Raw genomic sequence first — 24,259 nt, 5'->3', positions numbered from 1 at the left:
GGACAAATACGCACAACTGACTGAGGCATTTAGCCTTTGGCAAAGCTGCCCCGATGAATCAGGATTTATAAACAGCTATCGGTTTTTGCGCTCGTAGAGCTTGAACCCTGAACTTGATTCGGGGCAGCGCTACGGGCAATAAAAACTTACAGTCCCGGCGGAACTGCCGGGGTAACGAAAGGCAGTAAAGCGGATTTATTCTAAATCGGACAATTATTGCGAACATGTTACTTAACATCGACTAACTCTACATTGAATACCACTATTGCATTGGGTGGTACACCATCTCTTGAGCCTTTAGTACCATAAGCCAGGTGTGAAGGGAAGATAAAAGTTCCGCGTGAACCTTTGTGCATAAGAGTGATTGCTTCTTCCCAACCAGGAATGACTGCTGGAGGGTCTTGGCCCAAGGGAAATTCAAAGGTTTCACCTTCTTGTATAGAGCTAAATACGGTGCCATCTAATAATTTCCCTACGTAGTGAACACTGACAGTGTCTCCGGTGTTGGGTTTTTTGCCCTTGCCTTCTTTCTCTATAAAATAATACAACCCAGAAGGGGTTTTTTTAGGGGTAAATGTTTTTTTTTTTTCTAAAAAGTTAGCAATCAATTTATCTTCAATCTCCAGTTGCGCCTGTTTGTTTTTTTCCAGGTTTTTTTTGATAGTTTCTTTGCTTTCTACTTTTAGTATTTTAACAGTATATTGGATTTCTTTATCCTGTTGTAGAAAATAAGGAAGAGGAGTGTTTTTGGTGGTAGTCAATAACTTGCAAGGTACCCAAAAAGTAGCGCTGTCGCCTTCAGCAAGCAGTTGAAACATCTCTTTGTAGTAATTCGAGAAGTAGGGGCTTTTGAAAGGAATTTGTTTTTTTACACCATTCAAATAGCTACTGTTAAGGGTAGAGTCTTTGTGGTTTTTAATTACCTGATGATAAGTTACCAACAGGTTATTTTGTATTTTTACGCTATTTTTCTCCCTTACAAATATTTGGTATTTAATTCCTGACTTGGTTTGTTTAGGCGCACGGGGTTTTACCCAGCCATTTTGGGTTTTGCCTTCTTCTTGTGGTGTGTCCGCACAAGCCGTTATTGCGACCACACAGGCAAAAATTATGATCCAATTGTACCAATGATTATTTACCATATTTTTTGTCGCATTAATTGATCCTTGTAAGCAGGCAATAAGCCTAAAAATTTTTCTTGAACCTTTTCCATACTTAATGAAGACACTCCTCCTGCTGCATTTTGGTGTCCTCCACCTGAGAAATGCTTGCGGGCAAATTCATTGGCGGCAAATTCGCCTACTGAACGAAAAGATAGTTTCACTACATCGGGTTTTTCTATAATAATGACAGCAAACAATATCCCAGTGATAGACAAAGCATAGTTTACCAACCCCTCAGTGTCGCCAGGTTGATGGTTAAACCTTTCTTGTTCCTCTACACTGATAGTAAAGTAGGCAGTTCTGAAGTCACGTAGTACAGTGAGCTTTTCACGAAGTGCATATCCTAAGAATTTAAGCTTGCTCTCCGAGTTATTGTCATAGATTAAGCGTTGTATACGGTTGGTTTCTACGCCTAAGTCCATCAGTTCGGCCGTAATCAAGTGGCTTTTTTTGGTGGTAGAGGGATGTTTAAAAGAGGAGGTGTCTGTAACGAGCCCTGCGTATAAGTATTCACCCATTCTTACGTCTATCAGGTGTTTGTCGCCCATCATTACGATAAAATCATAAACGAGCTCAGCTGTAGCAGCTGCCTTTACATTCCATAGCTGGTAGTCGGCTTTGATGTTTGGCTCAAGGTGATGGTCTATGATAGCGACTTTACCCGAAGCCTCTTTAATAAAAGGTTCTAGGTCGTGTGAACGGTTGTAAGAAGAAAAGTCTATACAAAATACCACATCAGCTTGTTGAATCAACCTTTGGCACAAGTTGTGGGTTTTCGACCAGTAAATGATTACGTCATCGCTATTAGTCATCCAATCTAAAAAAACCGGGTAATTGCTGGGGCTTATCACCTGTACCTGGTGGTTTTTCTTTTTGAGGTAGCTGGCCAGTGCTAATGATGAACCAAGAGAATCAGCATCTGGATTATGATGAGCAATAATTGTTATGGTCTGAGGGGTGCTCATCATTTCTTTGAATCCTTCAATGTGTTGCATTGATTATTGCTCCAATGAGATAAATGTTCAGTTGCTTTAATCTAAATTATAGGATGCAAAAATAGTCCAAAAGATTTTAAAACAATAAATTTTTCCACCTTTTCACCTTTTTGGGTAGTGGTAAAAAAAAAGTTTCTAATTTTGCCCAAGATTAAAAAATGTCAATTTTTTTACTGTTATGGCAAACAACAGAACTTATACAATGATTAAGCCCGATGCTGTATCGGCTGGTAATAGTGGTGCAATCATTAAGATGATTGAAGAGGCGGGTTTCCGCATTGTGTCTATGAAAATGACCCAGATGACTAAGGAAATCGCTGGGAAGTTTTACGAAGTTCACAAAGAAAGACCTTTTTATGGTGAGTTGTGCGACTACATGTCTTCTGGTCCTATCATTCCTATGATTTTGGAAAAAGACAATGCAGTAGAAGACTTCCGTAAGCTTATTGGTGCTACTAACCCTGCAGAAGCTGCAGAAGGTACTATCCGTAAATTATTTGCTAAGTCTATCGAGGCAAATGCTATTCACGGATCTGATTCTGACGAAAACGCCGCTATCGAAGGTGCTTTCTTCTTTTCAGCAGTAGATCAATACTAACAAGCTGCTACCAAAATATTTACAAAAAACACTCATAGCTGTAATGGCAATGAGTGTTTTTTGCTTTTAATGCCCTAAAAAAGCATTAAATGGTACTTAATAAATGTTGTAACTGACTTGTCTCGCCTAGGTAAAAATGAATATAAGAGGCCAATACATTTTTGTATTTGTATAGTTGGCTATCAACTTTTTGATTACGCGCATTGCCTATCCTACCAATTGTCGTGATATTTTCATCATTGATTATTGTAGAGTAATGAAACTCGTGCCCCTTCAGTTCTGTTCCGTTCATATATATGCGTCGATAGCCCATCTTGAGTTTTTTGGGTAGCATACTGGTACTAAAGTCAAAAACTCCCGTCATTTTGAAAGTTTTACCGGTTTCATCGATAATAGACTTGCCCAAATACATCATACCCCCACATTCGGCAAAAATACGCCCCGAAGCTTCTACATATTCTTTAATGTTTTGTTGCATGGCGTCATTAGCCGCCAATTCTTGCAGATGACATTCTGGATACCCCCCTGGCAAATACACCAAATCGGCAGTAGGGAGGGCACTGTCATGCAGTGGGCTAAAAAACACTATTTTGCCTAATTGCCGAAAGGCATCTATATTTTGCTGATAACAAAAGTTAAACGCGTCGTCTCTGGCGACAGCTATTTTCATTGTTGATACCAAGGGAGGAGGTGGGGTAGTCTGGAGTGGTTCAATGGGTCGCATACACAAGTCTAAAAGTGGGTCAATAGGTACATGTTGCTCTACTGCTTTGGCAAACTCGTCAATTGCCCCATCGTATTGGGGGAGCTGGTCTATAGATAACCCTAAGTGTCGCGAAGGAATTTCACAATGGCTTAAAAAAGGTAAACGCCCTAGAGGGGCAATACCTACATCGTGACAGGCATCAGTCAAAAATCTATAATGACTTTCACTGTTTACCCGGTTAAACACTACTCCTGCCAGATTCAAGCCAGGGTCAAAATTTTTGAATCCATAGAGTAATGGGGCTACCGAATAAGCTACTGCGTGGGCGTCAACTACCAATATTACTGGTATATCAAGCAATTTGGCAAGCGAAGCAGTACTTCCTTCGGCTTTGATTGACCCATCAAATAGCCCCATGACGCCCTCTATGCAGGCCACCTCTGGAACTTGCATACAATGGGTATAGTTTGCTTTTAAGTGGGCTTGCTCCATCATAAATAAGTCGAGATTGATGCCTGTTTTGTGACAGGCAAGTTGATGAAACATGGGGTCTATATAATCTGGCCCCGATTTGAAAGGTTGAATGTCAATGCCTCGGTTTTTACAGGCACGTAATAGCCCTAGGGTAAGACTGGTTTTGCCTGCATTGCTGGTAGGAGCGGCAACGATAAATTGAGGCTTTTTCATAACGATCAGCAACAGCAAATGAATGTAAGTAGTAAAATACAGGTACAAACATACAAGGAATTGAAGTTGTTTTGCAAAAATAAAGAAGGATGATGAAGTAAGTATTGGTAAAAAGAGTGTGTCATAGTGATTGTGTTGACACAAAACTAAAAATCCCACCAGAACACTTTTGACACATAGGCTTTTTGCCCCAACGAAGGGCGGTTAAAGTGGAACGATAACTGAAAAAAAGTAGGGGCATCGTAGTTTTGCAGACAAACAATCATTTGCGTTTTTTTGCCTGTCATGTTGTTGAGTTTCAGCGTAGGAGGTGGGTTATAAAAATACACGCAAGTACGAGCACTGGTCTTCAACAATGCATGGGAGACGCCTTTTATTTTTTTATTTTTTATTTTACCTGATAGTGCCACTATTTCGCCCAGGTGGGCTTTAATGTCTTCTGCCGATTGACATGTCGGGAGTACCCGATGGCTGAGTATTTTTGATGGGGGAGTATTTGGTTGGTCAAACTTAACGAAGACTATGCCTAACTTATCTTGGCAATGAACGGGAGGCGCAGCTAAGGGGAGATGAAACGCCCACGATGCAGATTGATAGTGTAGGTTATTGGCTTTATCTGTCGAGAGTTTCCCAAACAAAGCTACCCAATCCCCCAAGTGTTGCTTGAGATCTTGGGGAGTAGTGCAAGTAGCAATACTTTGTATTTTGTTTATAGCACTAAAATAAGGCTGATTTTGAATTACTTGGGCAGGTTTTTCTTCCTGTAGCTCAGGGTCTATATAACGAGTAAGTAATGGACTAAGCGGAGTATTTCTAAACTTTGCCAGGTTAAATGCAGTATTCTGAAAACTTACTGTTCCTTCTATTAATATAAAATCGTGTTTTGTATCAACATCTTTTAGAACGGTATCATTGCCTAAAAATATCCACTCTTTGTTAGGTAGTAGCAATATATAAGGAGCTTGAGGCAAACGGTACGATCGGGCTAACTGTCCTACTACGTGTATTGTTTTGCCCGAATGGGCTTGTATTTCTGAGAGAGACTGACAAACCATAAATGGGTGTTTTGTTTTTTGTGCCAGGCAAATACCAGATAGACTAAGTAGCCACCAGACAATGATTATTTTTGTTCTAAGAATTGTCATATCCTGAAGTTATTCTTTGTCTACAATGGTAGAAATATGAGGATTTTGAACTACACTTTTTTGTTTTTCGTGAAATGACTCCCCTTTATTTGTGCCATACATCGCAAAGTACCACTCAGGATTATCAGCCAGTCCTTCACAAGCAATATAGTCTCCTGCATCACTGCTTTGTACTACATTGGCGGCAAAGTGATAGTTATACCCTGTTTTATCTGTACTGTACTCAGCCGAAACAGCAGTAATGCCTTCTCCCAAGTCAGGGCGAGCTGCGGCATTTAAGCCATATTTTTGGTCAATAGTTTGGGCTTCACTGTCCGAAAGTTTTTCATAAGCCTCATAAGCTTTTGCTTTATCAGCGTATTCAGGTTTTTTAGGGAATTCCGCCTGCATTACCTTTTGAATATATGCTTGAATGGTGGCGGTTGGGTTATTGGTCACTACAGTAATCGCCCCATCTTTGCTTTTATACACTCGGTTGAACAGGTCACCGTTTTCTTGATAACAACCCAAAATAAGCGCATTGGCCTGTCCACAATCTCTGAATTTCAATTTTTTTGAAAAATCTTCTGGCTGACTGGAATTGTAAGCGCCAAACTCTCTTTTTTCAGTATTTTTAGGGTCGGTCATGTCTCGTTTAGTGCCATTTTTTGCGGTGTGCACTGGCTTTATTTTCATAAAATCACTTTTATGAGGGTTGGGGGTATCTGTTCCAGGAACACTACCTATTGCCAGGTCAGATGTTTGGGTTTGAAGCTCGATGTGCGATTTTTTGCTCTTGAGTATCGTGTTAGACTGTTGCACAAGCGTTTTGTCAGCCCAAGCTTGAACAGACGAAGCGCCTTTGTCTTCTACTGCCATACGTCCGTCGTTAGACACAAAAAGCCCTTTTCTTTGTGGATGTCGCCACCCTTCTTTTCTACGCTTATAATGCTTTTTTACCTTTCCTTTTTCAACTTGCTTGTCATACTTTGTCTTAAAACTATCCATTTGTTTGGTATAACGTTTCTTGTCTTTCTCACTATAAGGTTTTGGATCTTTTTCGTGGGCATGCATCGCATTGTATTGATCTTCTGAAGGGTGTTTATGTTGATCTTTAGATCTGTATTTTATATAGCGTTGAATGGGCTGATTATTTGAGCGGCCAGGCTTATTACTTATTGTTTTTTTGGCTTGTACAGTATTACCTTTCATTGCTAAATCACCTATTTTATCGGCTTCTTGTTCAAGTTTTGGGTCGTTGTTGATGCCTTGCCCATTGTTGGCTTGTATGGTAGGTTGCACCCTTCCTTGTTTTTGTTGTGCTATATGAGTCAGCTCGTGTCCCAAATGTTGCTCTTTGCCTTGTGCCAAATGAACTTGTGTACCTTGGGCAGTAGCTTCTGCCTGAAGCTGTGCCGGTTTATCGGAGTTATAATGTACTTGAGCATCCGATACATCAGTACCTGTAAGAGCGCTTACATTGGCTTTTACCTGGTGCTCGTTGTATTTGGCTTTGCGTTGTATTGGCAGTTGTTTTGCCTCATGAGGTTTCATTTTAGTTTGTATAGGAAGTTGGGCGCCTTCTTTAGTTTGTTTCAGCGGGGGCATTCCAGCTTTACGCTGAATAGGCAAATGAGCACTGTTAGGAGTTGTAGTCGATTGGGTAGCTGTATTTGTTGTAGTAGGTTTTTCGTGATCAGTTCTTGAGATATAGTGCATGTGTAGGTGTTTAAAAAACAATATGTTTGTATAAAACGTGGCTCGATCCAAAACCTTGACAAATAAGTGAAGGTATTTTTATGAAACCACAGTGCTTTATTGCAATGAGGTTATAAATATACGTATATTAATTGTTAAATAAGCATTTATAGAATTTGTTTAATGTTTATGCTTTGAGCGCAAAAATTAAATTTTTGAATCATTTGGAGAACCGCAGCCCTTTAGGGCAAGCTCAGCGAAGCTAAACCTTAAACAAGTTCATTAACCAAAGTTATAAAAAATGAATCGTCGTGAATTTGTTGTAGGCTGTAGCGCCGCCATTACTGCTATGGCAGGTAGCCAGTTAGAAAGCTTTGCCTTTGCTCCTGAACCCAATGCCCAAAAAGATATCTTTGTATTTGTGTTTTTACGCGGAGGTTGCGATGCGCTCAATCTGGTGGCGCCTGTAGATGATCGTCATTATGTGGCAGCTCGCCCCGCTTTTTTACGAGTAACCGAACAAGGGAAAAACCAGGGATTGAGGTTGAAAAATAGTTGGGCAAATCAAGATTTTAGACTACATGGCAAAGCCAATGCCTTGCACGAACTTTACCAAAGCAATCAACTGGCAATTATACATGCCTGTGGGTTAAGCAATGGCACCCGTAGCCACTTTGATGCGATGGATATGATAGAGCGGGGAGTTAACCAAAAACAAAACAGCAAAGATGGCTGGCTTACCCGTTATCTGCAAACTGCTCAGCTAGAGGGAATGTTGCCCGCAATGGCGGCCGAAACCAACCTGCCAGCCTCTTTTATTGGCAGCAATCAGGCAGCGTCTATCAAAAGTGTGAAAGACTTTAAAGTAAATGGTGACCCGCGTTTCCTGGGTATTCTTAAAACGATGTATCAGGGCGACTCGTTGCTTGCTCAAACCGCTCAGCAGACCATTGAAACTTTGAACTATATTAATAAAAAAATAGCAAAAGATAGTAAAGGAAGGCGTAAAAAGTACCAGCCGTCCAATGGAGTAAAATACCCTGATAGGTGGAAAGATGGAGGCTTGGGGCAATCGTTACAAACGGTAGCACAAATTATAAAAATGGGTGTAGGGCTACAGGTAGCCACCGTAAGCCTGGGTGGTTGGGATACCCACGAAAATCAAGCCTTTCACTTTCCCCGAAAGGTCGCAGGTTTGTCCCAGGCATTGTCTGCGTTTTATAAAGATGTAACCAACTATCAAAAGCGGCTTACTATGTTGATTATGAGTGAGTTTGGGCGTAGGCTTAAAGCCAATAAGAGCAATGGAACTGACCATGGTCATGGGGGCGTTGCTTTAGTTTTGGGAGGTAATGTAAATGGGGGGAAAATATATGGTAAATGGCCAGGATTGGCTACCGAACAATTAGACAAGCGGGTAGACTTGGATGTGACGACTGATTATCGTTCCGTATTGAGCGAGGTATTACAAAAACGTATGGCAAGCCAACAACTTGCTCAAATATTTCCTGGTTTTGATGCTTACCAACCGCTTGGTTTTGTCTAATTAAATCAATTCAATTTTATATATTCAAGAACAACTTGGCTCATAGTTCGTAAAAAAAACAAGAGATTGGCGGTTTACTTTTGGGTTTAAAACAACATATATAAACGTATAGTTAAACATACAGCTTAAGCCAGCTATTTTTTCTTACGAACATTTGGATTACAGTTTTACTCTTTGGTGTGAGTATAGCCTATTAGATAATTTAGAACTATGAGATGCAAGTTTTTATTGATAAAGTCAGGGGTTTTATTATACCTGACGCTTTTTTTTGCCTACGGGAGTTATGCCCAGGTGGCCGAGTGGGCACCTACAGTAAATACCACTAAAGTTGGAGGAGTTTTTACTACTCTGACCGACAATAGCTGGTTTAACGCGGCTAACTGGAACTTTACATCAGGAACCGCCCCCGGAGGTATTCCTGACCAGAACACTACCGTAATTATAAAAAGTGGAACAGCCCCCTGTTATATTGAGATTCAAGATCCTAGCGCTAACAATTACCTGCCCAGAGCCAAATCTATTACTATTGAAAGTAATGCAGGACTGTTCAATATTGCAGGCAAAGGCTTAAGCCTTGAAGCACGTTTTTTAGAGGTAGCAGATGATTTTATCATTAACAGTGGAGGAACTTACCTTGGAAACACTGAAGAAATAAGAGTAAATCGTAATTTTCTCAATGATGGTGACTTTATTATCAAACAAGGTGAGAATGTAATAGAAGTAGGAGGTAACTATACCAATAATAGTCGGATATCTAAAGAAACAAGTTTTACCAACCGAAAAGTAATCATTGACTTTCGTAAAGCAACCAATTCGGTATATACCAATAATAATGGCTACGACAATACTTATACGGTGTACACCACTTTTAACACCTCTCCTGGTACCAATGCTTTTACAGATCAAGAATTATATGTAAGTAATGCCGTAGACGAAATGCTGGTTACTAAAGAGAGCAATGCGACTGTAACCAACAATACCTCACCCGCTACTCCTATATACGTAGGGGTGGTTACAAGTAATGGAGATTTAGTAGTAACAGGTACGGGCAACCTTACCATTATTAGTGGTTCGCTCATTGTAAAAAATGTGGTGACTACCACCTCGGCTATTACAGTAGCTGATGGCTCTACTACCCACCCTAGAGGCTATTCCTGGAACTTACCTGATGCTGATATTAGTGTGCGAGGCAACTTGACAGTATCGGATGCGGGACCTTTAGGAAGTGGCAATGGAGCGAGCATAGATTTATTTGATACAGGAGCTACTGCCAGTAGTCTTGCTTTGCACCTTGGTGGTGATTTATTTGACGAAAATACCGAAACGCCCAGCAATACGCCTGCTGACCGACGTGGATTTTATGTAGGTGTATCTACTATTACTACCAACACCAATGGAAACGATGGGCAACGCCCCTGGCTGATTATGAATGGTGTTACTAGCGGGGTAGTAACCACCCAAACCATTCGTGGGCGGGCTACTTTGCTCAACGATGCTGCCGATGAAGGAACTGAAGGACCAGGTATTTTATTGCCTCGCCTGGTAGTGTTAGACAACGACAATGTTACCGGGGATGTAACAGGCGGGGTAGAAACTGACAATGTGGTAGAGCTTGCGTCTGGAGTGAGAGTAGTAGGAGACCTTACCATTCACAAAAATACAATTTTTAACCTACTCTCTAACAAACTATTGGTGGGTGATAACCCTGATGATGAACTCAATGCATTTGGAACCCTGAAAGCAGAGTCCAATGCGGAGTTTCGTATGCACGACGATGTGATTGTACGGGGGCGTAAAGGAGGCTCCATTATTATTTCAGGCTCTGCTGCTGGGCCAGTATTTTTTAGTAGAGGCGACACTGGCACCTATAGATTTGCGGTATACAGTGGTTGTTACATTTCGGTAATTTATGGCGATTTCTTTCAGATGAGTACCAATAACAATGACTATGCCTTGGCGAACACCGGAACTGCCACTGATAATACTACAGGAGGAACCAACAGTGGTGGGGGGCTTAAGGTCTATTTTGGAGCTACACTCGATCCAGTCAATAACTTTAGTTATTCGCGTTTGCCTGGTGATCTTACCCTTAATATGGATATCCCCATTACTGCCAATTCGCCCGATGATGGTACAGGAGACGGCTATGGAGCCATTACTATAGATAACTTCTTTTTTGGAGGAGGGACTGGCAACTCGGTAGTAAGAAACAATCGTAATGGGACGGTTCAAATGACTAATGCTATAGGTAGTTCGGCTGCGGGCGGAGTGGGTGAAGATTTTGACCAAGGCACATATAATGATGCCGGTGACCCGGATAGAATTATTTGGATTACCAATACCCGTTGTATTTGGCAGGGAGGTGTATCGACTTCTTGGAATAACGCGGCCAACTGGTTGGACGATGTAGGGGGAGCATTGGGTTTTGTACCAGGTACTGCCGGCAACACAACGGTAGATGTCATTATCCCAGAGAACGCCACCCGAAATTGTGAGTTAGATGTTAACAATATCCATATTGAAGGCACGCTTAGGGTCAATTTTCACTGGAATGGGGTAACAGGAACCAATCGCAGACTCACCATTAATTCTGGGGTAACACTTTTGCAAGTGGGGCTCGACTTTATGGTAGACGATAACGGAAGAATAGATATACACAGTGATGCTGCGCCTAACCAGTGTAGGGTAGAAATAGGTGGAACCATCAATTTTAATAACAATACAGCCACCTTCGACGCAGGTACCTCTATTTTAGCTTGTGTGGGGGGGCAGCGTCAAAGGGTAACTATGAGGGGAGAGGAGTTGTATACACTTGAGGTGGCTGCTTCGAAAACCGGGGATGTATATTCCGGTGGAGCCATTACCTGCAATGGTAACTTGGAAGTAAAAGGAGGAATATTTAGAGGGAACGCTGGAGGATCAGATATAAGAGTGAAAGGTGATTTTTTACAAACTGGAGGAGATATTTATCCCTGGAATAGCGATTTCTTTGTCGAAGGGAATTGGTTGAATACTGGAGGAACAATGGCAAACGCTGGAAATGGCTCTTTCAACTTCGAACCAAGCAACACCACTACCCGTCAGATAAGAACCAATGGGCAAAGCTTTACAACTGTCAATTTCAATGATAAGTATGGTTTAGGGGCGGTTACTCAGTATGACCTTGTAGACAACTTCACTATTATTACCCGTTTAGATATTTACAATGATTGTCAACTCAATATTCCAGATGGTTTGACAGGTAATTTTAGTAAAACTATTATCCGAAGTGGAGGTATCTTAAGCGTGAAAGGAGGAGGAACCTTGGCAATGGAGGCTAATGAAAGGCTGAGAGTAAGAGATGGAGGCAAATTTACGCTGATTGGCGAGGCAGAAAAATACGCCAAGCTTACTCGTCAAGGAGCCACCGGGCGGTTTAGGTTTGATGTCGAAGGTACCATATCAGCACGTTATTATTTGATAGAGTCTATGGATGCCAATGGAGTAAACCTAGAAAGTACAGCCAAATCTGAAAGCCCCGGTACCATCACTTATGGTGGTGGTGGAAGCGGCTATACTACCGATCCTGATGTAACCATTACTGGTGGTGGTGGTTCAGGAGCTGTTTTTACTTCTAACAGAACTGCCGATGTAGTGACTAGTTACTCTAAAACCAACGGTGGCAGCAACTTTACCCAAACTCCAGTAGTGATTGTATCTAACGGAGGAGGCTCAGGGGCTACTGGTAGTGCTGTTTTGACTGCTACATCGCTCGATAAAGTCGTGATTTTTTCGGGAGGAGCAGGTTACAATAACGGAACCCACGCCTATAGTGTACCTGGCGGCGCACCCAATGCTACTATAGATATTGTAGTAGCTGGCGGAACTATTACAAATATTAATGTAACCAGCGCTGGAGGAGGCTATACTGCCACTCCTAAAGTAGACTTGACTGCAGTAGCTGGATTGGGTACCCCTTCTACTGCGGCGTCAATAGATGCTTACCTGACCGCTACCTCAATAAATCAGGTAGTCGTGCCTACTGCTTTGGTGTATCCTGTGGCAACCTTTAGTGATGGAATATTTACCGATGGGATTGATGGAGGAGCTTTTATTACCATTGTTGGAGACTATACTACCTATAGGGCTACTAATGACAAATACAGTATCAGCACTAGTACATCGTCGCCTGACGCTTACACTAGTGCATTGCCTGCTGGAGTAACCCACGACTATGTGGCTACCCCCCGAATAGATACTATTTATAATATAGTGTTTCCGAAACAGCCTACTGACGACAATGGAGGCGTGGTGCCTTATAATATTAAAAGAACTGCTACCGGGAACAGTGTGTATACACGCATGATACTGAAGGATGCTTTGGGCACCTTTTCGGGAGAAGACTACGACAATGAAGCTACTGTAACAGCGGTAGCTGCTGGAACACCCAATAATACTTTTAATCCCGATGGCATTGCCACTACTGACAGTATGGTGGTGTGGAGAACCGAAGGAGTAAAGCGTTGGGATGGGGGACCTTCATCTACGGGTACTTCGTGGAGCGACCCGCAAAACTGGCGACCCGATGGGGTACCAGGTCCTGGCGATAAGGTGATTATTAATTATGACTTGTTACAATTGCAGTGGAACGTAGTAAATGGACCACCAGATGTAGTAGCTCCCGCTAACTTTGTCATTGATTTAGACCTTGACCCAGGGGTGCAAGCCATTACTTGCCGAAGCTTGACCATAGAGTCTCTATTGCCCGACCCCAACTCTACCAACGCCCGAAAGCCGATTGTAGTAAATATGACTAAAGACGTCACCATTTTAGAAAATGTGATTATCTCGTCTGATGTGACAATTAACCCCAATGTGGGGCTTACCATGAAAGTAGGCGGGAGCTGGAATAATGATGGATCGTTTAACCCTGGATCAAGTGCTATGACAGTAGATTTTGATCAAAACTTTACCCGTACTATTACCAATGGCGGAGGTTCAAGGTTTTCAACGGTCTTGTTTAGTCAGGGAATCACCGATTTAGGATCTGACTTATACGTAGAAGGTAATCTGACGATTGAAAATGGGGCATCTTTAAGTCCTTCAAACAATAACCGAAAGATTACCCTGGAAGGTGACTGGGTGAATCGTGGTGCTTTTGATCCTCAACAAGGGACGGTTCAGTTTGGTAACGGAGGTTCGACTACCCAAAGTGTTACCAGAGAACCCTTGAATGAACTACAAGAGTTTTATAGTGTAATTGTTCAAAAGCCGTTTGGCATATTGCAAACGGGCTCGCGTATGCAAATCAATTCTCAGTTAGACATTAAAAATGGAAAAATACTGACTGCCAAAGATAAAGAGTTGATTTTTGGTGACAATAGTAACATTCCTTTAGTTACTAACCAAAGTTATATTGATGGCCCTTGTGCTCATTTGTTTTCTAATGCGACTACCTCAAGTAACTTTAAGTTTTATCCTATTGGTAAAAACGATATCTATATTGGAGGGTCTAATGCCAACCGACGTATTCAGTTAAGTGTAAGGTCTACCAATGTGTCCATTCCAGACGGGTCGTTCTTAATGATGGTCATGGAACAGTTTGAATCACCCGCTGCCAACCGAACGATCCCGGCAGGCTCCAACGCAAACTATGTGTCGCGTAGTCGCCACTGGAAGGTAACTCAAGGGCTTTATCCGAATACTAATTCGCCTGTTTTGCAAAATGGTGGAACAGATATTACCATTGATAAAGCCAAAATACAATTGGCGTTTGATGCTGGTTCAGAACGTGGCGATTATACCGGAGGGGCTTCTAACCCGTGGTTGTTTGGTACTTCACTGGAAGAAATCACTTTTGCATCTTTGGGAGAGCTTACCATACTCAAAGACAGCGGTGCAGACAAAAAAGGGGAGGGTGATGGCTACCCTTCGGTTACGCTTACCGATGGCACACCAGGCACAGGAGCTGTCATTACACCTGTGATCACTGGCGGTGTGATTACCGCAATGAACATCGCAAATGGAGGTTCGGGCTATAGTATGGCAGATCCACCCATTATCACGATTGGAGGGGGAGGCAGCCAAAACAATGGTATCAACCCAGGTACAGGTGCTTCGGTAGCGGTAGCAAGTGTAAATGGAAGTGGAGCCATTACTGGGTTCACCATCAGCAATGGCGGTTCTGGTTATAATACTACTTATCCGCCCGTGGTGACGGTAGGCGGTGCAGGAGCGGTAGGGCGTGCTACCGTAGCGGGTGGTGTCATCACGGCTTTGGAAGTAACTGCCCAGGGCACAGGGTATAAAAACCCTACAGTAAATATTACAGGTGGTTCGCCTACGGTCAATGCTACCGCCACCGCCATTACCGATGCCAACGGGCGCGTTACTGGATTTAATATTACCAATGGCGGTTCGGGCTATACTGTAGGGTCTACCGAATGGACTGATGCCAAAGGAAGCACTACCAACATCAATAATAACCAATTTACGGTAAAGTCTACCGGACCTGATGCTGATTTTGACTTTTCTTCTTTGGGTAATGGAGATTTTACCCTTGCCTGGAATTTCATCGCTTTACCGATTCAATTTTTAGAGCTCAAAGCCTCTCCAATTGACAACCAAAAGGTGGTGGTACAATGGGTAACCAATAATGAAGAACTAGTGGCAAGGTTTGAGGTGCAGGCGAGCCGTGACGGAGGCAAAACTTTTGTTACTTTGGGGCAAGTAACGGGTAAAGGCAACGGTAGAGGAGTACAAAACTATGAGTTTGTAGACCAAACCCCCGTATCAGGTGCCAACTATTACCGCTTACGCCAGGTAGATGAAAACGACCTCAAACGTTTTACTAAAGTAATTAAAGCTGATATTGAGAAGCCAATGTATATAAAAGCAACGCCCAACCCTATAAGCAGGGGAGGGGTTGTAAATTTAGAGTTGCCCTATGCATCTAGCCAAAGCGCGTTAAAAGCGCAACTACTTGATATGCAGGGAACCATTGTAAAAACAGTGAGTTTGAATAGTCAAGGTAGTCAAAGTTTTGTTGTGCCCACTTCGGCAGTGGCCGGAATGTATGTGTTGAGGGTAAGTATAGACGGGAAAACTTATCAATCTAAAATTGTGGTAAAATAATATCAACCAAAATAAATAAAATCAAAATAGCGTCTGACCACCGTTTTGGTCAGGCGTTTTTTTGTTAAAAAGGAAACTCCCATTCACCTATATAAGGAATCCAGAGGTATCCGTTTCGAAAAAAACCTATATCAGATCTGAAGCTTTGGTCGGTGTCGGCAGAGATTTCCATTTTATTATAAATATCTTCGCGTACTACAAAACCTTTGGTCAATAACAAATCTTTGGGATAAGGCAAAAACTCGTGCAAATCCCTCCATTTTGTCAGCCCCAACCCTACCATCGCATAATGAAACGGCGGTGCTTTGAGCAAAATTTTGAGAAATTCAAATCCAATCAAAGACATCTCGTGTGCATCTTGTAACGATCTAATCCCCACTTGGCTTACTTGGTCTGTTTTGAGCAAATGGTGATTTTTGTGGGTTTGTAGGTGCAAGTTGTATTGGTTAAGCTTGGTTTCAATGGATGTATGTGTATGCAAAAAGGTGCCTACCTGCTCAGTGTTATCACCTGCGTGAATCCATAAAGAAAAGTCAAAAGCCATTAAGAACTTGATAAGTAAGTTTTGAAAAACATTGTAAAAGCGAGGTAAAAAAGCTCCCACACCAATCAGTGTGTGGGAGTGAAGTTATTGTTAAAACGAGTAAATCTCAAGTAGATGTAATGATTTGTCTGGTGTTGAGCCCAACTAATGCCTTTAATATTTGCTGTTAAACCATCAGTTTTAGTTAAAAAGTCATCAAACGCAAGGCATTAGTTTCTGGTTTTGCCCTGCTTAGGAATGGTGAGAAATTAAATTACCATTCTTGAGGTAGAGGTTTTGTTTTGAGACGAGGCTATTTTTTGCGCCCATAGCAGCGCTACGGGCAATAAAAATAACGAAGTATCAAGGCGAAAAATCACCCCTCAGAGTGTAAATTTATTTTTGAACAATTCCTTAGTAATGTTGCCGAAATAATGTCAGCAAATTTAAGTAAATATTTTTTCGCCTTGTCTAGCGACTAAAATATACAGTTAAAATGGGGAAGTTATTTTGACTGCATTATGTACCAAGACAAAATTAAATATACCTAATATGAAAGTATAACTATCATATTATGAGAGAGTTATCTTTACTTGTAGCTTATAGCTAATTGCTTACTGCTATTTACTTAGCTACCAATCAGTACGAAGGCTCCCCAATAAAAAGGTTCTTTAAATGTGGCTTTGAGTTGAAGTTGGGCTTTTTTAAATGCTTTTGCTTTATCGCCTAACTGAAGCCAGTTTTTGTAAAACAAGGTCATCAATTGTTGAGTGGCGGCATCACTTACTTTCCATAAGCTCATAATCAAAGCTTGGGCACCAGCCACCTGAAAAGCGCGTTGCAATCCATAGACACCCTCTCCGGCTTTTACATCACCCAGCCCAGTTTCGCAGGCGCTCAATACTACCAACTCTGTTTTATCCAGCGACATATTCATTGCCTCATAAGCGGTGAGTATTCCGTTGTTATTGGTTTGGTTTTCTTTGTTTTTCAGGCTATTGTCCATAGCTTTCTCCGAATCGGCAAGCATGAGCCCTGAGCGTAACAGCGGATTTTCTTTGGCCTTTTCTATTTCTACTCCAAACAACTTGTTACCACTTAAGTCTTTGTCTTTCAAGAAAAACCCGTGGGTGGCAATGTGCAATATTTTGGGTTGTTTATCGCTGATTGTCTTTACACTCTCTTCAGAAGCTTTTTTTGCCATCAGCTTTTGTGTACTATAGCCTGAACTTTTGAGTAAACCCTCAATGGTAATTACTTCTTTTTTGGTGCCAGGTAATGCGGGTATTTTTCCGGCGCTTCCATAATCAGGGAACCCCACCAATACTGCTTGTCGGTTGGTACTTAAAGGCTTTCGTTTTTTGAGACCAATCAAATCTTTAGAGTTAGTCAATACAATAAAACTTTGCTCTTCTATCAGGTATTTACCATTGGGCTTTTGCAAAGTGTTAAGGTTGATTTGATTGTATACGCCATCGGGTGAAATATATACCGTTTTTGCTTTTGTGAGCAATGGCTCTATCTCGCTCCAGTATTTTTTGTAGCTGTAGCGATCTTGAAGTTTGTTTTTGATAGTATTGCGGTAATATTTCAAGTAACGGGTTTCCAGATGATCACCGTTTTTGAGTACTACTATTTTGGGAGAGGTTGATTGAGGAGTTACTACCAATGCAGCGTAATACACAATGTTGGTAAAGTTATTTTTAAACTGATAAAACTGAACCATTTCTACCACTGCCTCATTGTTAGCCAATGCCTTGGCAACTTCACTAAAACCAATGGTTTTGTCACCTACTCCTCCCGAAAAGTCTTTCGAACGATTAGATAGGTCACGTTCCATCTTATTGACGGCTTTTTCCAATGAATCAAGGTTGATATCCTGTGCTTCCAGGTCTGCTTGCGAGTAAGTGTACAACTTAGCGAGTATCTCTTTTACATCGAGCCAATACTTATAATCATCAATGAGTTTTTGGTTGCTGCTTCCTAGTATACGTTTCCGTATTTTGTTGGCATTGCTCAGCAAAATAGCCTTGGTAGATAAATGATAGTTGAACATATCGGTGAGCAAGCGATTGTCTTTGGGGTGGTTTTCGGCGGCAAATGCATAAAACCTTAGGTAGGTAGGGCGCAACTTGTTCCAATATTTTTCCTTTTCGGCTTCACTCATGGCCGGAAAATATTTATTTATAAATGTGGCTGATCTTTTAAGTACTTCACGGTAAAGTATTGCTGCCTGCGAAACATTGCCCATACGCCAATGGAGTATTGCCAGGTCTTCCTGTGATTCGGCGTAAGCCGGATGTTGATTGCTCAGCAAAGTTTCGCGCACTACCAATGCTTCCCGCAATAAGGGTTTAGCCTGATCATACTTTTCTTGTGCTCGATAAAAATTCCCCAGGTTACTGATAGTAGCGGCGTAGCCAGGGTGTTTTTTGCCAAACTTTTTTTCATATATTTTTTGCGCTTGTTTAAGCAACTGCTCTATCTCGCTATCTTTGCCCATTTCTACATACAAAGCTGCCAGATTGTTGAGCATATAAGCATAGTCGGGGTGGTTTTTTTTCCATTGACGTTGCTTGCGTTTAATGGCTTTTTTGTAAATAGCTTCAGCCTCTTCGTAGCGTTTCATGTCTTGAAACAACAAGGCTTGATTGATCAAAAACCGTTGATACAAGGTAGCACCTTCCCGCATAGACTTACCAGAGGTTGTAATGGCTTCTTTTAGTAGTTTTTCGGCTTGGGTATAGCGTCCGATGGTTTGATATAATATAGCCTTATTGTTCGTCATGATGGCATAAGGTGTACTATTCTTCCCTTCGTTTTTGCTTACAATACCCATTGCCTGGTCTATCAGGCGCTCGGCTTCTGTATACTTTCCCAAGTCTTTCAACAGCATTGCTCGATTGTTTAATGCTGAGGCATACGCCGAGTGAGTTTTGCCATACTGTTTGGCATTTAACTCTACCATACGGGTGGTATATTCATCTGCTTCGTTAAAACGCCCGGTAGTGTGGTATAACAACGAAATATTACTCAATAATTTATTATAGCGTTCATCATTGGTTTTGCCACGTTTATCATATATCTTTTTTGCCTTAGTAAAAGCATCCTCCGCAATTTTAAACTTGTTGCTTGAAAACGCCATTTGCCCTATTTCAGTCAGTGCTTCGGGTTTTTGACCATTCGCCCGGATCATCTCTTTGCTATTAGTCCTCATTTCCCGGGCTTTTTCCAAGCCCGTTTTATTTTCATCTTTTGCCAGTCGCTTGAGGTCTTTTAAGCTCATTTGCTTAAGGTTATCTCTGAGCTTTACCATATTGTTGCTCAATCGCTGATAGCGGGCAAACCGTTGTTTGTCTTCATAAAAACCTGCATTGTCGGTAAAAGCAATGGCATAACTAAAACTTTCTTTATTAAAATCTTCTTTTAGTTTTTTGAGGCGCTTTTCCCAATTGGTGCGTAGCTTTCTGGCAAGGTTGTTTTTTAACTTGTCCTTGTTGACAAGTTTACCAATCTTTATCTGGCTTTGTGCTTGATGCGAGTTGAGCAATCCCCAACTTAGGATACTCAGGATGAAGGTAAATCTACAAAAATGTAAAAGGTTGTGCATGATGTTTACAAATTAAGTTTTTGATCGGTTTATATAAACGTAATAGTAGGTAGAGGTTTGGTAATGAGTTGACTATTTTGCTACTACTTGTCAGGCAGTAGGCAAAATAAGCTCCTTCATTATGATTGATCAAAAATAGTGAAAAATGGATGGAAAAACGCACGTAGCGTATAATTTCAAAATATAGAAGTGCTGTGTTGTGGATAAAGGTCATCCTATTCTAAAGCACAAAAACTATTCAGTGAGGTATTGATTATCAATACTATTTGAATAGTTTGTGAGTTCAGATAAGCTACTGACGCTTGTAACTTTAATCTTTATAAGGATCAAACACCTCAGCACCTGCCATAGCTACTCCAATTGGGTGCAGTTTGTGCAGTACTTTGATGGTATCGCCTTGGTAAGCAATGACATCCTCTAGTCTTTTATAACATTCTGGGGCTTCATCGGCACCTGCCCCACGTAGCTCAATACCCTTGTCTTTCATGCGTTGTTGTACTGCCCCAAAATTTACTACACCTGGTTTTACAATAGTTGGGCGTTTTTTACCTCTATCATCTCTAATCCATTTTTTCTTTCCGGCAGCTTGTGTCCGCGACATTACCCGCCCTGCCCCGTGTACTGTAGAGTACAAGCCTTGCTTAGATTCAGCAGTGTCTACTCCTTCCACAATTACTGATGTATCATACATGTTGGCACCAATAAAACCACGTTGCCCCGGAAACGCAGGGGTACAGCCTTTGCGCACTACCCAGTATTTTTCTCCAAAATGTTCTTCTTCCCAGGCAAAATTATGATGATTGTGCACCTCAAAAGTGCTTTCGGCCTGCAAAATTTCCAGCACCTTATTTACTGCCCAGTCGCGCCCTGCGTATGCATACTCGCCTGCCAGTCCTAAACAATAAGTATAAGCTTGCCCTAAATCAGTAGTAGTGTCAAACAAAATCGGCTTGGAGTCCATGCCCCCCTCTTTTCCCCTTTCGGTAAATGCCTTTCCTTGCGACATAGCAATAAACCCAGTAGTAATTTTGTGCCCAAAGCCGCGTGAGCCAAAGTGTACACCTACCCATACATAGCCTTGTTCATCTTCAAACAAGTCTACAAAATGGTTGCCACTGCCTACTGTACCCAATTGTTCTCCTGCCATTTTTGCCATATCACGCAACGGTTCAAAATCGGCATGGGCAATTTTATCCAAAATAGGGTGGTCGGCTCTTTCACGATTGGTTCGCCCTACCCCAAAACTTATTTGTTTAAAAATTTCGTCCATTACCTTAGCCGTATCCATATCAGCTGCTTTTACATTGGTACGTACGGCTTTGTTTCCACAGGCAATATCAAAACCTACCCCTGACAAAGATATTTTATCTTTATAAGCCACTGCCCCCCCAATAGGGTGCCCATACCCATAATGAGCATCGGCAGTTAATACGCCTAAATCTTCTTCGCCCAGACAATTCTTAATCTGATTGATAGAGTTTTCGTCGATAATTTCTTGACCGAATATTTTTAAGTTTTTCATAGTGTTCAATTATTAGTAATGTTGCCGAAATAATGTCAGCAAATTTAAGTAAATATTTTTCCGCTAGACAAGGCGAAAAATCGGCTAATAGCAGCGCTATTAGGCTATTTTTCAACGATGTATAGCGACTAAAATATAAAGTTAAAATGGGGAAGTTATTTTGACTGCATTACTTATTTAAATGAGTTATTTGCTATATGAAAAGAGTCATGTTCAATAAACAGCTGTTTTTAACGAAGTAGCTCTTATATACACACCTCTTTGTTTAGTAATCAAATAAAAATCAGGAAAGCGGTACCTCTGGAGTTTGTTTAAAAGACAAGATAGAAGGAAGAAGTACCATAGCCTGATTACAGACTTTTGCCTCGTGGGGCAATGCATCTGGTGTTGCCGGCTCACATTGGGCAACACTTAATTTTGATAACCTTACAAAGGTATTTTGGTGTTGCGCAATGTTTGTGCGTAGTTGTAAATATTTTTTATAAAACACTGAAAAAAATTGTGCTATAGCATTTTGTGACCCGCAAACCCTTTAATGACTTGCCTGAGATTATACTATCTTTGTAAAAAAAACAGGTACCTTGTATATTAACTCTCAGCTCGTGTCGCCTTGTGGAGCGTAAACGAGGTGAACACTATTACAACAAAAATAAGATTCAAATGATAGAAGTATTTTACAAAGACATTAGGGCAAAAAAAGTAACATCAGTAGACGATATTGAGGCATCTTCTGCCGAAATTTTTAATATCAGATTGATTGACTTCACCCAAGAAGAATTACAAAGTGTGGCCCAAAAATATGGTTTGCATTTGGGGGTCTTTAATAAAAAAGAAGACATAGAGATCAGCTCGCATTATATGGATTTACACAACCAACTTTCTATTACTTTTACAGTGCCTTCTTATGCGGCCGAAAGCCTCATGGAAGAGCAAAATATGCACATTATTATCAAAGACGATATTTTTTTTACTTTTATGTCGGCAAGCATGGAAGAAGCCATCAATTTACTTACTAAATACCGCTACGATTTTGACCGACTTGAATTCAACTCGCACGAAGAGTTGTTTGTGTTTCAGGTAGGCGTGATTACCGACTACTTTGCCGATGTAGTAGAGTCTATTTCAGATAAAATCAAAAACACCTTTTATGATACCTTGCAACCCAAGCAATTTACTGAACAAGACTTAGATGCACTCACCAAAAATAACTTCAACAACTTCCTTATTCGTGAAGCAGTCTCTAACTTTCAACGCATTATTCTTTTGCTGAGGAAACGGTTTTCTGAAAATGACAAAATTGTATCTAAACTCTCCATCGAAATCAAAGACCTGAACGTAATAGCCGAGCACGTTGCCAATAACTTTGAACGAATCAATGACCTCAAAATCAATGTAAACTCTAAGATAGAACTGGAGCAAAACAACATATTTAAAATACTAACTATCATCACGGTTTGTATTTCGTTGCCCACCCTTATTGCCGGCATTTATGGAATGAACTTTACCAACATGCCTGAACTCAAGGTGAGTTATGGTTACCCGCTGGCATTGCTGGGCATTGTGCTTAGCTTTGTGATCCCCTTACTGTATTTTAAAAGTAAAAAATGGTTTTGACCAAATGAGCCCAATCCATATTACCCCATGTACCCCTGAACAAATCCAACAAGTTTTAGAGGGATTGAATGCTTACAATTTACGGCAAGTGCCTCCACTAGCGGCTATGTGGACTCCACTGGAATTTGTGGCTACAGATAGTAATGGCAATACATTGGGAGGTGTGTTGGGTGGCATTGGTTATTGGAACGGGCTAGAAATAAAAGTGCTCTGGGTGTCAGAATATTACCGTAGCCAAGGCATTGGTGGTCAACTAATTGCTCATATCGAACAAGTGGCTCAAGCTAAAGGAGCTACCATGGCAATGCTCGATACGTTCGACTTTCAGGCAAAAGATTTTTACCTCAAGTAAGGTTACAATTTAGCGGGCACAATTGATGGTTTCCCAACAGGGCATGAAAGTTTCAAAATAAAATTGGGAGACCACCTCATTATTTTAGTGCCAGTGAGTATTTACAAACTGACCGATTTGCTCCATTGCTTGAGTAGCTTCAGGAAGCTTGTCGCCCAGAAAGTGCCATACATGTACCATATTTTTCCACTGCTCAAACTGTACCTGTTCGTTTATGTCTTTGAGCTTGTTGGCAAGGGCTATGCCATCTACCGAAATCATATCCAGTGCTCCTACTTGTACCAGCAAAGGTGGCAAGTCCGATAGGTTACCAAATAGAGGAGAAATGTAAGGGTTTTTCAGGTCTTGCTCCTTGGCGTACATTTGTGCTGCTCTGTGAAGCCCCGACTTATACAAAATGGGGTCACGGCTGGCCAACTTGTTCAGGTCGGGGTTTTGAGAAGTCAAATCAAGCCAGGGACAAATAAGAACCCCTGCTGTCGGGAGCTCAAGTTGATCTTCTTTGAGCTTAAGCAAAGTAGCCAGTACCAGCCCACCTCCGGCCGAATCGCCAGCCAGAGCTATTTGTGAAGCATTACATTGCTTGAGCAACCATTGGTAAGCAGTAACTGTGTCGTTGATAGCCGCAGGAAAAGGGTGTTCGGGTGCTAAACGATAATCTACCGAAAGCACCCGGCTACCCGTTGCCCGTGCCAAACGACTAGCCAACCCTCGGTGTGAGTGCAACGAGCCTGCCGCATAAGCTCCTCCATGAAAAAACAAAGTCACCTTGTGGGTATCAGATAATGGTGTATCAATCCATTCGCAGGGAACGCCATGTGCCGATACAGGAGTAATAGATGTATTGGGAGGTGCAGGAAACTTTCGTCCTGCTTTTTCTAACCATAATCTCCCTTCTTGCAGAGTAAAAGGGCGACCTTTGCGTTTGGCTTTCATCCATAATAAGCCAACTTTATATAAATGACTTTTAATACTGGGCATTGTGCTGATAAAAACTCTTGAATATTG

Annotated in this window: 14 protein-coding genes; 5 read left to right on the top strand and 9 right to left on the bottom strand. The window is 41.4% G+C overall.

Features of this window, described 5'->3' with window-relative positions; all coding sequences use genetic code 11:
• Positions 1 to 227 precede the first annotated feature (227 nt).
• Both Q0954_RS04890 and Q0954_RS04885 read right to left on the bottom strand, forming a co-directional pair.
• Positions 228 to 1,142 carry an FKBP-type peptidyl-prolyl cis-trans isomerase gene (locus Q0954_RS04890; protein WP_299454416.1) on the bottom strand — a complete coding sequence of 305 codons (915 nt, stop codon included), beginning with the start codon at positions 1,140 to 1,142 and terminating at the stop codon, positions 228 to 230.
• The gene (locus Q0954_RS04885) at positions 1,136 to 2,158 is read right to left on the bottom strand and encodes a bifunctional oligoribonuclease/PAP phosphatase NrnA (protein ID WP_299454414.1); all 1,023 of its coding nucleotides are present in this window, start codon (positions 2,156 to 2,158) and stop codon (positions 1,136 to 1,138) included. The genes Q0954_RS04890 and Q0954_RS04885 overlap by 7 nt, the downstream gene beginning before the upstream one ends.
• A gap of 178 nt (positions 2,159 to 2,336) precedes the next feature.
• On the opposite strand from Q0954_RS04885, the gene Q0954_RS04880 reads away from it, so the two are divergent.
• On the top strand, positions 2,337 to 2,756 hold the full coding sequence (locus tag Q0954_RS04880) for a nucleoside-diphosphate kinase (RefSeq protein ID WP_002699139.1): 420 nt from the start codon (positions 2,337 to 2,339) through the stop codon (positions 2,754 to 2,756).
• A gap of 85 nt (positions 2,757 to 2,841) precedes the next feature.
• On the opposite strand, the gene Q0954_RS04875 is transcribed toward Q0954_RS04880, so the two are convergent.
• From Q0954_RS04875 to Q0954_RS04865, 3 genes are all read right to left on the bottom strand, one after another.
• Positions 2,842 to 4,149 carry a cobyrinate a,c-diamide synthase gene (locus tag Q0954_RS04875; protein ID WP_299454406.1) on the bottom strand — a complete coding sequence of 436 codons (1,308 nt, stop codon included), beginning with the start codon at positions 4,147 to 4,149 and terminating at the stop codon, positions 2,842 to 2,844.
• 146 nt (positions 4,150 to 4,295) lie between these two features.
• A complete protein-coding gene (locus tag Q0954_RS04870) occupies positions 4,296 to 5,294 on the bottom strand; it encodes a hypothetical protein (protein ID WP_299454403.1) in 999 nt (332 codons plus the stop codon).
• Positions 5,295 to 5,303: 9 nt separating this feature from the next.
• Positions 5,304 to 6,992, bottom strand: a complete 1,689-nt coding sequence (locus tag Q0954_RS04865; protein ID WP_299454401.1) for a DUF4157 domain-containing protein — start codon at positions 6,990 to 6,992, stop codon at positions 5,304 to 5,306.
• Between the two features lie 280 nt (positions 6,993 to 7,272).
• Between Q0954_RS04865 and Q0954_RS04860 the strand changes: the two genes are divergently transcribed.
• Positions 7,273 to 8,517, top strand: coding sequence for a DUF1501 domain-containing protein (locus Q0954_RS04860; RefSeq protein ID WP_299454398.1), 1,245 nt, complete (start codon positions 7,273 to 7,275; stop codon positions 8,515 to 8,517).
• Between the two features lie 210 nt (positions 8,518 to 8,727).
• Entirely contained in the window at positions 8,728 to 15,630 is a 6,903-nt protein-coding gene (locus tag Q0954_RS04855) for a T9SS type A sorting domain-containing protein (RefSeq protein WP_299454396.1), read from the top strand.
• Positions 15,631 to 15,694: 64 nt separating this feature from the next.
• Here the strand turns inward: Q0954_RS04855 and Q0954_RS04850 are convergent, their stop codons facing one another.
• The 3 genes from Q0954_RS04850 to Q0954_RS04840 all read right to left on the bottom strand — a co-directional run bounded on the left by Q0954_RS04850 (position 15,695) and on the right by Q0954_RS04840 (position 21,285).
• Entirely contained in the window at positions 15,695 to 16,174 is a 480-nt protein-coding gene (locus Q0954_RS04850; RefSeq protein WP_299454394.1) for a hypothetical protein, read from the bottom strand.
• Positions 16,175 to 16,781: 607 nt separating this feature from the next.
• Positions 16,782 to 19,763, bottom strand: coding sequence for a CHAT domain-containing protein (locus Q0954_RS04845; RefSeq protein WP_299454391.1), 2,982 nt, complete (start codon positions 19,761 to 19,763; stop codon positions 16,782 to 16,784).
• A gap of 310 nt (positions 19,764 to 20,073) precedes the next feature.
• Entirely contained in the window at positions 20,074 to 21,285 is a 1,212-nt protein-coding gene (locus tag Q0954_RS04840) for an RtcB family protein (protein WP_299454388.1), read from the bottom strand.
• A gap of 660 nt (positions 21,286 to 21,945) precedes the next feature.
• On the opposite strand from Q0954_RS04840, the gene Q0954_RS04835 reads away from it, so the two are divergent.
• Both Q0954_RS04835 and Q0954_RS04830 read left to right on the top strand, forming a co-directional pair.
• A complete protein-coding gene (locus tag Q0954_RS04835; protein ID WP_299454385.1) occupies positions 21,946 to 22,899 on the top strand; it encodes a CorA family divalent cation transporter in 954 nt (317 codons plus the stop codon).
• Positions 22,900 to 22,903: 4 nt separating this feature from the next.
• Positions 22,904 to 23,251 (top strand): GNAT family N-acetyltransferase, encoded by a 348-nt coding sequence (locus tag Q0954_RS04830; RefSeq protein ID WP_299454382.1) that lies wholly within the window; start codon positions 22,904 to 22,906, stop codon positions 23,249 to 23,251.
• Between the two features lie 84 nt (positions 23,252 to 23,335).
• Here the strand turns inward: Q0954_RS04830 and Q0954_RS04825 are convergent, their stop codons facing one another.
• A complete protein-coding gene (locus tag Q0954_RS04825) occupies positions 23,336 to 24,232 on the bottom strand; it encodes an alpha/beta hydrolase (RefSeq protein ID WP_299454379.1) in 897 nt (298 codons plus the stop codon).
• Between the last annotated feature and the right edge of the window lie 27 nt (positions 24,233 to 24,259).

It is taken from the genome of uncultured Microscilla sp. (genome assembly GCF_947493425.1).
In the GTDB taxonomy this organism is placed as follows: Bacteria; Bacteroidota; Bacteroidia; order Cytophagales; family Microscillaceae; genus Microscilla.
Note: the sequence above shows the minus strand (reverse complement) of the source record. Positions and strands in the feature narration are given on the sequence as shown.

Bases quoted from the DNA above. Each gene is read 5' to 3' on its own strand.
- Q0954_RS04885 (WP_299454414.1), bottom strand. From the start codon at position 2,158: ATGCAACACATTGAAGGATTCAAAGAAATGATGAGCACCCCTCAGACC.
- Q0954_RS04860 (WP_299454398.1), top strand. From the start codon at position 7,273: ATGAATCGTCGTGAATTTGTTGTAGGCTGTAGCGCCGCCATTACTGCT.
- Q0954_RS04870 (WP_299454403.1), bottom strand. From the start codon at position 5,294: ATGACAATTCTTAGAACAAAAATAATCATTGTCTGGTGGCTACTTAGT.
- Q0954_RS04850 (WP_299454394.1), bottom strand. From the start codon at position 16,174: ATGGCTTTTGACTTTTCTTTATGGATTCACGCAGGTGATAACACTGAG.
- Q0954_RS04855 (WP_299454396.1), top strand. From the start codon at position 8,728: ATGAGATGCAAGTTTTTATTGATAAAGTCAGGGGTTTTATTATACCTG.
- Q0954_RS04875 (WP_299454406.1), bottom strand. From the start codon at position 4,149: ATGAAAAAGCCTCAATTTATCGTTGCCGCTCCTACCAGCAATGCAGGC.
- Q0954_RS04830 (WP_299454382.1), top strand. From the start codon at position 22,904: ATGAGCCCAATCCATATTACCCCATGTACCCCTGAACAAATCCAACAA.
- Q0954_RS04865 (WP_299454401.1), bottom strand. From the start codon at position 6,992: ATGCACTATATCTCAAGAACTGATCACGAAAAACCTACTACAACAAAT.
- Q0954_RS04825 (WP_299454379.1), bottom strand. From the start codon at position 24,232: ATGCCCAGTATTAAAAGTCATTTATATAAAGTTGGCTTATTATGGATG.
- Q0954_RS04845 (WP_299454391.1), bottom strand. From the start codon at position 19,763: ATGCACAACCTTTTACATTTTTGTAGATTTACCTTCATCCTGAGTATC.
- Q0954_RS04835 (WP_299454385.1), top strand. From the start codon at position 21,946: ATGATAGAAGTATTTTACAAAGACATTAGGGCAAAAAAAGTAACATCA.
- Q0954_RS04880 (WP_002699139.1), top strand. From the start codon at position 2,337: ATGGCAAACAACAGAACTTATACAATGATTAAGCCCGATGCTGTATCG.
- Q0954_RS04890 (WP_299454416.1), bottom strand. From the start codon at position 1,142: ATGGTAAATAATCATTGGTACAATTGGATCATAATTTTTGCCTGTGTG.
- Q0954_RS04840 (WP_299454388.1), bottom strand. From the start codon at position 21,285: ATGAAAAACTTAAAAATATTCGGTCAAGAAATTATCGACGAAAACTCT.